Origin of the sequence: Companilactobacillus crustorum JCM 15951 (assembly GCF_001434585.1) — a bacterium.
GTDB classification, from domain to species: Bacteria; Bacillota; Bacilli; order Lactobacillales; family Lactobacillaceae; genus Companilactobacillus; species Companilactobacillus crustorum.
Map to the genome: position 1 here is coordinate 39,865 of NZ_AZDB01000003.1, position 12,093 is coordinate 51,957.

Sequence of the window (12,093 nt, forward strand, 5' to 3'; positions counted from 1 at the left end):
ATTAAACTAGTTAATTTGAGAGGAGAAACAATTTTTAATGGCTAATAAACGTGAATTTCCACTAGAAGATACCCGTAATATTGGTATCATGGCCCACATTGATGCCGGTAAAACTACAACTACTGAACGTATCTTGTACTATACTGGTAAAATCCATAAAATTGGTGAAACACATGATGGTGCTTCACAAATGGACTGGATGGCTCAAGAACAAGAACGTGGTATTACTATTACATCAGCTGCTACAACAGCTGAATGGAAAGGTAACCGTATTAACATTATCGATACACCAGGACACGTTGATTTCACAATCGAAGTTGAACGTTCACTACGTGTGCTAGATGGTGCTATTACAGTTCTTGATGCTCAATCTGGTGTTGAACCACAAACTGAAAATGTTTGGCGTCAAGCTTCAACATACGGTGTTCCAAGAATCGTCTTTGTTAACAAGATGGATAAAATCGGTGCTAACTTTGACTACTCAGTTGAAACGCTTCATGAAAGACTAGACGCAAATGCCCACGCTGTCCAAATGCCTATTGGTGCTGAAGATAAATTCGAGGGTGTTATCGACTTGATCGAAATGAAAGCCGATCTTTATGATGAAGATGAGCTAGGTACAAAGTGGGATACAGTTGATGTTCCTGAAGAATACCGTGCTGAAGCTGAAAAGAAACGTGCCGAATTGGTTGAATCTGTTGCTGATGTTGACGATGATATCATGGACAAGTATCTTGAAGGCGAAGAAATCTCAAATGATGAACTTCGTACAGCTATTCGTAAGGCTACAATCAATTTGAAATATTTCCCAGTTCTTGCTGGTTCTGCTTTCAAGAACAAGGGTGTTCAAATGTTGATGGATGCGGTTGTTGATTACCTACCATCACCACTTGATGTACGTCCTTATAAAGCTACAGATCCAAAGGATGAATCAGAAGTTGAACTTATGGCTGACGACAGCAAACCATTTGCTGGTTTAGCATTTAAGATTGCAACTGACCCATTCGTTGGTCGTCTAACTTACATTCGTGTATATAGAGGTTCTCTAGAATCTGGTTCTTATGTCTTGAACTCAACAAAAGACAAACGTGAACGTGTTGGTCGTTTGCTACAAATGCATTCTAACCACCGTAAGGAAATCCCAGAAGTGTTCTCAGGTGATATCGCTGCTGTTATCGGTTTGAAGAATACTACTACTGGTGATTCTTTAACTGATACTGATCATCCATTGATCCTTGAATCATTGGATATTCCAGATCCAGTTATTCAAGTTTCTATCGAACCTAATTCTAAGGAAGATAGAGATAAGATGGATATTGCTATCCAAAAACTATCTGAAGAAGATCCTACATTCCAAGCTGAAACAAATCCTGAAACTGGTGAAACTCTTATTGCCGGAATGGGTGAATTGCACTTGGATATCATGGTTGACCGTATGAAACGTGAATTTAACGTTGCATGTAAGGTTGGTGAACCTCAAGTTGCTTATCGTGAAACATTTACACAACAAACAAGTGCTCAAGGTAAGTTCGTTCGTCAATCTGGTGGTAAAGGTCAATATGGTGATGTTTGGGTTGAATTTACACCTAATGAAGAAGGTAAAGGCTTCGAATTCGAAGATGCTATCGTCGGTGGTGTTGTTCCTCGTGAATACATCCCTTCAGTAGAACAAGGTTTGAAGGAAGCTATGGAAAATGGTGTTCTTGCTGGATATCCATTGATCGATGTTAAGGCTAAGTTGTATGATGGTTCATACCACGAAGTCGATTCATCAGAAGCTGCCTTTAAGATTGCTGCTTCAATGTCACTACGTAACGCTTCTAAGACTGCTGGTGCTGTAATTCTTGAACCTATTATGAAGGTTGAAATTGTTACACCAGAAGATTACTTAGGTGATGTTATGGGACAAGTTACTGCTCGTCGTGGACGTGTTGAAGGTATGGAAGCACGTGGTAATGCACAACTTATCAATGCTTTTGTTCCACTTGCAGAAATGTTTGGTTACGCTACAACACTTCGTTCAGCAACACAAGGTCGTGGTACATTTACTATGACAATGGATCACTACGAGAAGGTTCCTAAGTCAATTCAAGCTGAAATCATCAAGAAAAATGGTGGTAAAGCTGAAGAAGACTAATTCTTACAGTTGAAACTAATCAAAAAGAGAAGATCATCCGATCTTCTCTTTTTTTGTGCTTATTAAATTTAATTAATAGAAGCTAAATGATCTGTTTCTTCTATTATAGATAGAAATAAGTAAAGCAACAGCTACAGCAACAAATAATAATGTTTCAATAATAGTAAAGATATTATCAGCTATAGTTACCTTGCCGGACATCATCTCACCAGAAGCACTGAAAACTAAAGTGTCTAATAAAATATGAAAAATAACTGGCAAATAAAATAAGTCAGTGTATAAATAAATTCCACACATCAAAAGTCCCATACCAAAAGCAAAGATAGCTTGATTAAGTGTATTGGCCAAGCTTTGACCAGCAGTAATATTTCCTAAGTGCATTATACCGAAGCAGATACTACTGATAATAGCAGCGTAAAATATTCGATAGTTATCATTTTTGAAAGCTGCTAAGAGGATAGTTAAGAAAGCATACCTAAATAGTAACTCTTCGGCAATACCAGCCTCAAAACCACTGAGAATATACTGGGGCTTAAATGAAATACCAGAAAAGTTAAATGTAAAAAGTGAAGTTAAAAGATTATTGCCGCCACCGAAGGCATTCCACATTATGAACCACAAACCAATGATTCCTAAAATAATTAATACTTTGAAATTAGCATTGCGAGATAGGCGCATCTTTGGCAATCCATAACCCCAACAGTACATTAGTATTAAAATCAAAATCAGGAAATTGATGGCACCTAGAAAAGCTGAATTATTTAGTAAACCGATAAAAGGATTAAAATATAAAATTGTGCCATATGTTACTAAACTCAATCCACCCATAGAAATAAATTCAAAAGCGTATAGTGAAATCAATAATTGTAAAAATTTATTTCTTACAGAACCAAAGAAGACAATTACGTATGGAATATACATAACTAACATTGAAACTAGTAATAAACCGATTGAACTAGGTAAGTTCCAATTATATAAATGCATAGTGACATTGATTAAATAGTAATAAGATTTTGCCATGATAAAAACTTGAAAAAACATTTGAAAAATAAAATTAATGCGATCAAATATCTTTTGAGGACCAGGATGAATATATAGTGCTAGCAAATTTAAAAAAATTGGACCGAAAAGATAAAGGTTTTTTGTGACAGCACTATAGCTAAAAATAACGAGGGCGTTAAAGATTACTTGGATTTTAAAGATCTTAAGTAAAATTGGGTCTTTATTATTTGTTTGAAACCTGTTATGATATCTAAATTCGAGATTATTATTCAAATTACACCTCCACTATTTATTAGAGTATAGTTGAAAAATGTTTTTTAAGAAAGCGTCTTTCATTTAAAAAATACTTGATTAAACCTTGAAATTGTGGGGTTCATCGTGTAATATTATAAGAGTGCTTATTTCGTATAGAAGTATGTACCAAATAGATATCAAATGATATCGACGGCTTAGAAGTGAGAGGTTGCGACACACCCGGCCGCTTTGCCACGGCAGGGCTGGCGGATATTTTCACGGAGCCGGTCATCTTGAAAGAGACAAAAAGGAGGTAACCCCATGGCAAGTCAAAAAATTCGCATTCGTTTGAAGGCTTATGAACATCGTATTCTAGATCAATCAGCTGACAAAATTGTGGAAACAGCAAAGAGAACTGGAGCTCAAATTTCAGGTCCAATTCCATTGCCTACAGAACGCTCACTATATACAGTGCTAGCTTCACCACATAAGCATAAGGATTCTAGAGAACAATTCGAAATGCGTACACATAAAAGACTTATCGACGTTGTTAACCCAACAAAGAAGACGGTTGATTCACTTATGAAGTTGGATCTACCATCAGGCGTTGACATTGAAATTAAATTATAATTATTAAAAAATAAATTATTGGAGGTGCAAACATGGCCAGAAAAGGAATTCTTGGTAAAAAAGTCGGAATGACTCAAATTTTCACTGACAACGGTGAACTTGTTCCCGTAACAGTTGTTGAAGCAACACCAAACGTTGTTATGCAACTTAAAACAGTTGAAAATGATGGTTATGAGGCCGTTCAACTAGGTTTTGAAGACAGACGTGAAGTTCTATCTAATAAACCAGCCAAAGGTCATGCAGAAAAGGCAAATACAACTCCTAAACATTACATTCGCGAATTCCGCGATGTTGAAATGGGAGACTACGAATTAGGTGCACAAGTAACAGTAGATACATTTAATTCTGGTGATGTTGTCGACGTTACAGGAACAACAAAGGGACACGGAATGCAAGGTAACATCAAGCGTTTTGGTCAAGCTAGAGGTCCAGAAACTCACGGTTCAAGATATCACCGTGTTGCTGGTTCAATGGGTGCGATCATTAACCGTGTATTCAAAGGAAAGATGCTTCCAGGTGTTATGGGTAACAACCGTGTTACTACACAAAACCTTGAAATCGTCAAAGTTGATACTGAACGTAATGCAATTATGATCAAGGGAAATGTTCCCGGTGCTAACAAATCATTAGTTAAAATTCAAACAGCTATTAAAGCTAATCAAAAATAGGAAGGAGGAAATGAGTTATGACAAAAATCACAGCTTACAAAGATAACGGTGCTGAGAACGGTGCTGTTGAAGTAAAAGATGCAATCTTTGGTATCGAACCAAACGATAACGTCGTTACAGATGCAGTCATCATGCAACGTGCATCAATGAGACAAGGTACTCATGATGTTAAGAACCGTTCCGAAGTACGTGGTGGTGGTAGAAAACCATGGCGTCAAAAGGGTACAGGACGTGCTCGTCAAGGTTCAATTAGATCACCTCAATGGGTAGGTGGTGGTGTCGTATTCGGCCCTACACCAAGATCTTATGCTTATCACCTTCCTAAGAAGGTTAGCCGTTTGGCATTGAAGTCTGTACTTTCACAAAAGGCTGCTGACAGTAACCTAATCGTTATTGACTCAATTTCATACGACAAACCAAGTACAAAGGCTTTTGCACAATTACTAAATACAGTAGGTGCTGACAACAAAGCTCTTGTAGTTGTTGAAGATGGTAACGACAACGTTGCTCTATCAGCAAGAAACATTGATAAAGTTAAAGTTGTTGCACCAGAAGGTGTTAACGTTCTTGACGTTATTAACGCTAACAAGTTAGTTGTTACACAAGCAGCACTTTCTAAAATTGAGGAGGTGCTTGGATAATGAGCGCAAGAGACGTAATTATTCGCCCCGTTGTTACTGAAAGCTCAATGGATGCCATGAGCGACAAGAAATATACTTTCGATGTTGCTTTGGATGCTAACAAGGTTCTTGTTAGACAAGCCGTTGAAGAAGTTTTCGGTGTTAAAGTTAAACAAGTAAATATCATGAATGTTTCTGGTAAGAAGAAGCGCCAAGGTCGTTATGTTGGTTTTACAGCAAAACGTCGTAAGGCAATTGTTACACTTACAGCAGATTCAGATGAAATTAAGATTTTTGACGAAGAATAAATAAGGAGGTCAAATAATGGCGATTATCAAGTATAAACCAACCACAAACGGTCGTCGTAATATGACAGGTTCTGACTTTTCTGAGATTACTAAAACTACTCCTGAAAAGACACTTTTAGAATCACAAAGCCATACTGCTGGTCGTAACTCATACGGTCATATTACAGTTCGTCACCGTGGTGGTGGACATAAACAAAAATACCGTGTTATTGATTTCAAACGTAATAGTAAAGACGGTATTAAAGCTACAGTTAAGTCAATTGAATATGATCCTAACCGTACATCTAATATTGCATTAATTCATTATTCAGATGGTGTTAAAGCATACATCTTAGCTCCAAAGGGTCTTGAAGTAGGACAAGTTGTTGAAACTGGTAAAGATGCAGATATCAAACCAGGTAACGCACTTGCACTTTCAGATATTCCTGTTGGTACAACAATTCATAACGTTGAATTGAAACCCGGCAAAGGTGGTCAAATTGGCCGTTCAGCTGGTACATCAATCCAATTACTTGGTAGAGATGGTAAGTACTCAATCTTACGTTTACCTTCTGGTGAAGTTCGCTTGGTTCTTTCAACTTGCCGTGCAAGTATCGGTGCTATTGGTAATGAACAACATGAACTTATTAAGATTGGTAAAGCTGGTCGTAAACGCTGGTTAGGTATGAGACCTACAGTTCGTGGATCAGTTATGAACCCTAACGATCACCCACACGGTGGTGGTGAAGGTAAAGCTCCTATCGGTCATCCATCTCCAATGTCACCATGGGGTAAGAAGACTCTTGGTAAGAAAACTCGTTCAACTCATGCCAAATCTGAAAAGCTTATCGTTCGTCATAGAAAAGGTAAGTAAACTATTCATTAGAATAATATAAGGAGGACATAAGATGAGTCGTAGTTTAAAAAAAGGACCATTCGCTGATGCACATCTTCTAAAGAAGATTGAAGCACAAGCAGATTCTGACAAAAAGTCAGTTATCAAGACATGGTCAAGACGTTCAACAATTTTTCCTAGTTTCGTAGGATACACAATCGCAGTTCATGATGGTCGTAAGCATGTTCCAGTTTATATCCAAGAAGATATGGTTGGACATAAGTTAGGCGAATTCGTACCTACACGTACTTTCCATGGTCATGCAACTGATGACAAGAAGACAGCAAAAGCATAAGAAGGGAGACTTAAATGATGGCAGAACAAGAAATTACATCTGCAACAGCTAAGGTTACTAATGTGCGTATTGCACCTCGTAAGGCTCGCCTTGTTATTGATCTAATCAGAGGCAAGCAAGCTGCTGAGGCACTTGCAATTTTGCAATTCACACCAAGAGCAGGCTCTCCAATTATTGCTAAAGCTCTTAAGTCAGCAATTGCAAACGCAGAACATAACTTTGATTTAGATGCACAAAACCTATACGTCAGTGAAGCTTTCGTTGACGAAGGACCAACTCTAAAACGTTTCCGTCCTAGAGCTAAGGGTTCAGCATCACCAATTAACAAGAGAACAAGTCACATTACAGTAGTTGTAAGTGAAAAAGAATAGTATAGGAGGTAAATTTAGTGGGTCAAAAGATTAATCCAGTCGGATTCCGTGTCGGTGTTATCCGTGACTGGGATGCCAAATGGTATGCAAACAATAAAGACTTTTCAACATTTTTACACGAAGACCTTAAGATCCGTAAGTATATTGAAGACAAACTTTCAAATGCTTCCGTATCAAGAATCGAAATCGAACGTACTGCAAAGAACGTTACAGTTTCAATTCACACTGCTAAACCAGGTATGGTTATCGGTAAAGGTGGTTCTGAAGTTGAAAAATTACGTAATGAATTAAATAATTTAACTAACAGAAACATTCACATCAACATCATCGAAATCAAGAAACCTGATCTAGATGCAAAATTGGTTGGTGAAAGTATCGCTCGTCAACTTGAAGCTCGTATTGCTTTCAGACGTGCACAACGTCAAGCAGTTCAACGTTCAAGACGTGCCGGTGCTAAAGGTATCAAGGTACAAATTTCAGGTCGTTTAAACGGTGCCGATATGGCTCGTCGTGAATGGCATACAGAAGGAACTGTTCCTTTGCACACATTGCGTGCTGATATCGATTATGCTTGGGTTGAAGCAAAGACAACTTATGGTAATTTAGGTGTTAAAACTTGGATTTACCGTGGTGAAATTCTTCCTGCTAAGCCACAACATAACAATGAACCAAAAAATGAAGGGAAAGGAGAATAATCTATGCTAGTACCAAAACGTGTAAAACACCGTCGTGAATTCCGTGGAAAGATGCGCGGAGAAGCTAAAGGTGGTAAAACTGTTACATTTGGTGAATATGGTTTGAAGTCACTTGACTCAAGTTGGATCACTAATAGACAAATTGAAGCAGCCCGTGTTGCTATGACTCGTTACATGAAGCGTGGTGGTAAGGTTTGGATTAAAATCTTCCCTCATAAATCATACACTGCTAAGGGTGTAGGTGTTCGTATGGGTAATGGTAAAGGTGCTCCAGCTGGTTGGGTAGCTCCAGTTAAACGCGAAAAGGTTTTGTTTGAAATCGGTGGCGTTTCTGAAGATACTGCTCGTGAAGCTTTGAGACTTGCATCACACAAACTACCTGTAAGAACTAAGTTTGTAAAACGTGAGGAAGTAGGTGGCGCTGATGAAGGCTAGTGAGATCAAAGAGCTAACTGCTGCTCAATTGCAAGACAAAGTTAAAGAATACAAAGAAGAACTATTCAACTTGCGTTTCCAACAAGCCACAGGCCAATTGGAAAACACAGCTCGTTTAAAGGCTGTAAGAAAGAACATTGCAAGATTAAGAACAGCTCAAAACCAAAAGAATAACGAAAAATAATAAACAGGAAGGGGACATCAAGTTGAGCGAAACACAAGAAACTCGTAACCGTCGTAAGGTATATCAAGGACGCGTAACTTCAGATAAGATGGATAAGACAATCGTCGTTGTTGTTGAAACAACAAAACAACATCCAGTTTATGGAAAACGTGTTAGATATTCTAAGAAATATTACGTTCAAGACGAAAACAACGAAGCAAAAGTTGGCGATATTGTACGTATCATGGAAACTCGACCTTTGTCAAAGACAAAGCGCTTCCGTTTATTAGAAATCGTCGAAAAAGCAGTCACAATCTAGACTATAACTGATGAGAGGAGGGCCAAAACGTGATTCAACAAGAAAGTCGTCTAAAAGTTGCAGATAATTCTGGAGCCCGTGAAATTCTAACAATTAAAGTTCTTGGTGGTTCAAACCGTAAAACAGCTAATATCGGTGATATCATCGTTGCTACTGTCAAACAAGCAACACCAGGTGGCGTTGTTAAAAAGGGTGACGTAGTTAAAGCTGTTATCGTAAGAACTGTATCAGGTGCTCATCGTACAGATGGTTCTTACATCAGATTTGATGAAAATGCCGCAGTTATTATTAATGCTGATAAAACACCAAGAGGAACACGTATCTTCGGACCCGTTGCTCGTGAACTACGTGATAACGATTTTATGAAGATCGTTTCTCTAGCACCAGAAGTGCTATAAAAAGAACAATTAAATTCAGGAGGTGCTGAATAGTGTTTGTAAAAACTGGAGACAATGTCAAAGTTATTGCCGGTGATGCTAAAGGCAAGACAGGTGTAGTTAAAAAAGCTATTCCTTCTGCTAACAAAGTTATCGTCGAAGGCGTTAACGTTGTAAAGAAACACTCTAAGCCAAGCAATTCCCAACCACAAGGCGGAATTACTGACGTTGAAAGACCTATTAGCGCAACTAACGTTAAAGTTGTAAGTAAAACAACTGATAAAGAAGATAAATAAGAAAGGAGAAAACTAAATGGTTAACGCATTAAAAGAAAAGTACGTTGGCGAAATCACACCATCAATGATGAAGAAGTTTAACTATTCATCAATCATGGAAACACCTAAGATCGAAAAGATCGTTTTGAACATGGGTGTTGGTGATGCAATTTCTAACTCAAAGAATCTTGACGAAGCCGTTGAAGAATTAGGTTTGATTGCTGGTCAAAAACCTTTGATCACAAAAGCTAAGAAATCAATCGCTGGTTTCAGACTTCGTGAAGGTATGTCAATCGGTGCTAAGGTTACACTACGTGGTGACCGTATGTATGACTTCCTTGACAAACTAATCAACATTGCTTTACCACGTGTTCGTGACTTCCGTGGTGTAAGTACTCGTTCATTCGATGGCCGTGGTAACTACACACTTGGTGTTAAAGAACAATTGGTTTTCCCAGAAATTGACTACGATAAGGTTAACAAAATTCGTGGATTGGACATCGTTATTGTTACTACTGCTAACACAGATGAAGAATCACGTGAATTGTTATCACAAATCGGTATGCCATTCACAAAATAAATAGGAGGTAAATTCATTGGCTAAGAAATCTCAAATCGTACGTAATCATAGACCCGCAAAGTTCTCTTCACAAGCTTATACACGTTGCGAACGCTGTGGTCGTCCACATTCTGTATATCGTAAGTTCAAGCTTTGCCGACTTTGCCTTCGTCAATTGGCTCATGAAGGTCAAATCCCTGGTATGAAAAAAGCTAGCTGGTAAGATTTTTAATATAAAAAGGAGGCAAATTAAATGGTCATGACAGATCCTATTGCAGATTACTTAACACGTATTCGTAATGCAAATATGGTTAAACATGAATCTCTAGACATTCCTGCTTCAAACATCAAGAAGAGCATGACAGAGATTCTTAAGAATGAAGGATTTATCAAGGATTACGAAGTTATCGAAGATAACAAGCAAAACGTACTTCGTATTTTCTTAAAATATGGAAAAGATCAACAACGCGTAATCTCAGGCTTGAAACGTATTTCAAGACCAGGTTTACGTAGTTATGTTGATTCAGATAACGTACCAAAGGTTCTTAATGGATTAGGTATCGCTATTCTTTCAACTTCAAAAGGTGTTATTACTGACAAAGAAGCCCGTGCACAACACGTTGGTGGAGAAGTAATCGCTTATATCTGGTAATATTCTTAAAAAGTAAGGAGGTGCACTAATTTGAGTCGTATCGGTTATAAAGTAATTGAAATACCAGCAGGTGTTACAGTTACTCAAAAAGGTGAAGATATTACTGTTAAAGGCCCTAAGGGTGAATTAACAAGACATTTTGATTCAAAAATCAAGCTAACACTTGATGATAAAGAAGCTAAGTTCACACGTGAAGATGATAATGACAAAGCTCTTCATGGAACAATGCGTTCAAACCTAAATAACATGATTATTGGTGTTACAGAAGGTTACGAAAAGAAACTTGAACTACGAGGTGTTGGTTACCGTGCACAAGTTAAAGGTAACACACTAACACTTTCCGTTGGTTACTCACATCCAGTTGTTATGGATGCACCAGAAGGTATCAAAGTTGATTCACCTTCAAATACAGAAATCAACGTTACAGGTATCTCAAAGCAAAAAGTTGGTCAATTTGCTGCTGAGATCCGCGATGTACGTTCTCCAGAACCTTATAAAGGTAAAGGTATTCGTTATGTTGGCGAATATGTACGTCGTAAGGAAGGTAAGACTGGTAAATAGTACTAAATAAATCTATGAGGTGAAAATTGTGATTACAAAACCAGATAAGAACAAAGCACGTCAAAAACGTCAAAAGCGTATCCGTGCCAAAATCTCTGGTACTGCTGAGCGCCCACGCTTAAACATATTCCGTTCGAATAAAAACATTTACGCTCAATTAATTGATGACGTAAAGGGTGTAACGCTAGCAAGTGCCTCAACTCTTGATAAAGAAATTAAAGACGGTTCAAAAGTTGAACAAGCTGAAGCTGTTGGTGCATTAGTTGCACAAAGAGCACAAGAAGCAAAAATTAGCGATGTAGTCTTTGATCGTGGTGGATATTTATATCACGGCCGTGTTCAAAGTCTTGCTGAAGCAGCTCGTGAAAATGGGCTAAAATTCTAGAAGGAGGAAACCAAATTTATGACATATATCGATCCATCTCAATTAGAATTAGAAGATCGCGTTGTCTCAATCAACCGTGTTACTAAGGTTGTTAAAGGTGGACGCCGTCTACGTTTTGCTGCTATCGTAATCGTTGGTGACAAGAATGGTCACGTAGGTTTCGGTACTGGTAAAGCTCAAGAAGTTCCTGAAGCTATTCGTAAAGCTGTTGAAGATGCTAAGAAGAACCTTATTAGTGTTCCTATGGTTGGTTCAACAATTCCTCATGAAGTTATCGGTACATTTGGTGCTGGTAAGATCATGTTGAAGCCTGCTGAAGAAGGTTCTGGTATTGCTGCTGGTGGTGCCGTTCGTGCCGTTATCGAATTATCAGGTGTTGGTGATGTTACAAGTAAATCACTTGGAAGAAATACTCCAATTAATGTAATTCGTGCAACAATCGAAGGATTAAAACAACTCAAGACTGCCGAAAGCGTTTCTGAAATGCGCGGAATCTCAGCCCAAGAATTGCTTAACTAGAAGAAAGGTGTGTA

The 12,093-nt window shown here is 38.1% G+C and carries 21 protein-coding genes; 20 read left to right on the forward strand and 1 reads right to left on the reverse strand.

All coding sequences use genetic code 11. The features are described from left to right. Positions 1-37 precede the first annotated feature (37 nt). A complete protein-coding gene (gene fusA / locus FD26_RS01410; protein ID WP_057866662.1) occupies positions 38-2,137 on the forward strand; it encodes an elongation factor G in 2,100 nt (699 codons plus the stop codon). A gap of 72 nt (positions 2,138-2,209) precedes the next feature. Here the strand turns inward: fusA and FD26_RS01415 are convergent, their stop codons facing one another. Continuing rightward, the gene (locus FD26_RS01415; protein WP_162254845.1) at positions 2,210-3,157 is read right to left on the reverse strand and encodes a CPBP family intramembrane glutamic endopeptidase; all 948 of its coding nucleotides are present in this window, start codon (positions 3,155-3,157) and stop codon (positions 2,210-2,212) included. Positions 3,158-3,694: 537 nt separating this feature from the next. Between FD26_RS01415 and rpsJ the strand changes: the two genes are divergently transcribed. From rpsJ to rpsE, 19 genes are read left to right on the forward strand one after another with little or no spacing between them, the layout of a single operon-like run. After that, a complete protein-coding gene (gene rpsJ, locus FD26_RS01420; RefSeq protein WP_010018513.1) occupies positions 3,695-4,003 on the forward strand; it encodes a 30S ribosomal protein S10 in 309 nt (102 codons plus the stop codon). A gap of 32 nt (positions 4,004-4,035) precedes the next feature. After that, positions 4,036-4,671, forward strand: a complete 636-nt coding sequence (rplC, locus tag FD26_RS01425) for a 50S ribosomal protein L3 (RefSeq protein ID WP_057866664.1) — start codon at positions 4,036-4,038, stop codon at positions 4,669-4,671. A gap of 17 nt (positions 4,672-4,688) precedes the next feature. Next, positions 4,689-5,312, forward strand: a complete 624-nt coding sequence (gene rplD / locus FD26_RS01430; protein ID WP_057866665.1) for a 50S ribosomal protein L4 — start codon at positions 4,689-4,691, stop codon at positions 5,310-5,312. After that, positions 5,312-5,599 (forward strand): 50S ribosomal protein L23, encoded by a 288-nt coding sequence (rplW, locus tag FD26_RS01435; protein ID WP_041501332.1) that lies wholly within the window; start codon positions 5,312-5,314, stop codon positions 5,597-5,599. Before rplD ends, rplW begins: the two co-directional genes overlap by 1 nt. Before the next feature lie 16 nt (positions 5,600-5,615). Continuing rightward, on the forward strand, positions 5,616-6,452 hold the full coding sequence (gene rplB, locus FD26_RS01440) for a 50S ribosomal protein L2 (protein WP_057866666.1): 837 nt from the start codon (positions 5,616-5,618) through the stop codon (positions 6,450-6,452). Positions 6,453-6,486: 34 nt separating this feature from the next. After that, positions 6,487-6,768 (forward strand): 30S ribosomal protein S19, encoded by a 282-nt coding sequence (rpsS, locus tag FD26_RS01445; RefSeq protein ID WP_057866667.1) that lies wholly within the window; start codon positions 6,487-6,489, stop codon positions 6,766-6,768. Between the two features lie 17 nt (positions 6,769-6,785). After that, positions 6,786-7,139, forward strand: a complete 354-nt coding sequence (gene rplV, locus FD26_RS01450; protein ID WP_057866732.1) for a 50S ribosomal protein L22 — start codon at positions 6,786-6,788, stop codon at positions 7,137-7,139. 17 nt (positions 7,140-7,156) lie between these two features. Beyond that, positions 7,157-7,834, forward strand: a complete 678-nt coding sequence (rpsC, locus tag FD26_RS01455; RefSeq protein ID WP_057866668.1) for a 30S ribosomal protein S3 — start codon at positions 7,157-7,159, stop codon at positions 7,832-7,834. Between the two features lie 3 nt (positions 7,835-7,837). After that, a complete protein-coding gene (gene rplP, locus FD26_RS01460; RefSeq protein ID WP_057866669.1) occupies positions 7,838-8,269 on the forward strand; it encodes a 50S ribosomal protein L16 in 432 nt (143 codons plus the stop codon). Then, the gene (rpmC, locus tag FD26_RS01465; RefSeq protein WP_010018524.1) at positions 8,259-8,453 is read left to right on the forward strand and encodes a 50S ribosomal protein L29; all 195 of its coding nucleotides are present in this window, start codon (positions 8,259-8,261) and stop codon (positions 8,451-8,453) included. The genes rplP and rpmC overlap by 11 nt, the downstream gene beginning before the upstream one ends. Positions 8,454-8,475: 22 nt before the next feature. Further along, the gene (gene rpsQ, locus FD26_RS01470; protein WP_082596208.1) at positions 8,476-8,751 is read left to right on the forward strand and encodes a 30S ribosomal protein S17; all 276 of its coding nucleotides are present in this window, start codon (positions 8,476-8,478) and stop codon (positions 8,749-8,751) included. Between the two features lie 29 nt (positions 8,752-8,780). Next, a complete protein-coding gene (gene rplN, locus FD26_RS01475) occupies positions 8,781-9,149 on the forward strand; it encodes a 50S ribosomal protein L14 (protein ID WP_025084417.1) in 369 nt (122 codons plus the stop codon). 32 nt (positions 9,150-9,181) lie between these two features. Then, positions 9,182-9,424, forward strand: coding sequence for a 50S ribosomal protein L24 (gene rplX, locus FD26_RS01480; RefSeq protein ID WP_057866670.1), 243 nt, complete (start codon positions 9,182-9,184; stop codon positions 9,422-9,424). Between the two features lie 16 nt (positions 9,425-9,440). Further along, positions 9,441-9,983: a 50S ribosomal protein L5 gene (gene rplE / locus FD26_RS01485; RefSeq protein WP_057866671.1), complete on the forward strand. Its 543-nt coding sequence runs from the start codon at positions 9,441-9,443 to the stop codon at positions 9,981-9,983. Between the two features lie 16 nt (positions 9,984-9,999). Further along, positions 10,000-10,185, forward strand: a complete 186-nt coding sequence (locus tag FD26_RS01490) for a type Z 30S ribosomal protein S14 (protein WP_010018530.1) — start codon at positions 10,000-10,002, stop codon at positions 10,183-10,185. Positions 10,186-10,215: 30 nt separating this feature from the next. Next, entirely contained in the window at positions 10,216-10,614 is a 399-nt protein-coding gene (gene rpsH / locus FD26_RS01495) for a 30S ribosomal protein S8 (protein ID WP_057866672.1), read from the forward strand. Positions 10,615-10,644: 30 nt separating this feature from the next. Next, positions 10,645-11,175, forward strand: a complete 531-nt coding sequence (gene rplF, locus FD26_RS01500; RefSeq protein ID WP_057866673.1) for a 50S ribosomal protein L6 — start codon at positions 10,645-10,647, stop codon at positions 11,173-11,175. A gap of 19 nt (positions 11,176-11,194) precedes the next feature. Beyond that, positions 11,195-11,560: a 50S ribosomal protein L18 gene (rplR, locus tag FD26_RS01505; RefSeq protein ID WP_057866674.1), complete on the forward strand. Its 366-nt coding sequence runs from the start codon at positions 11,195-11,197 to the stop codon at positions 11,558-11,560. An 18-nt stretch (positions 11,561-11,578) separates the two neighbouring features. Then, positions 11,579-12,079, forward strand: coding sequence for a 30S ribosomal protein S5 (gene rpsE, locus FD26_RS01510; protein ID WP_057866675.1), 501 nt, complete (start codon positions 11,579-11,581; stop codon positions 12,077-12,079). Positions 12,080-12,093 lie beyond the last annotated feature (14 nt).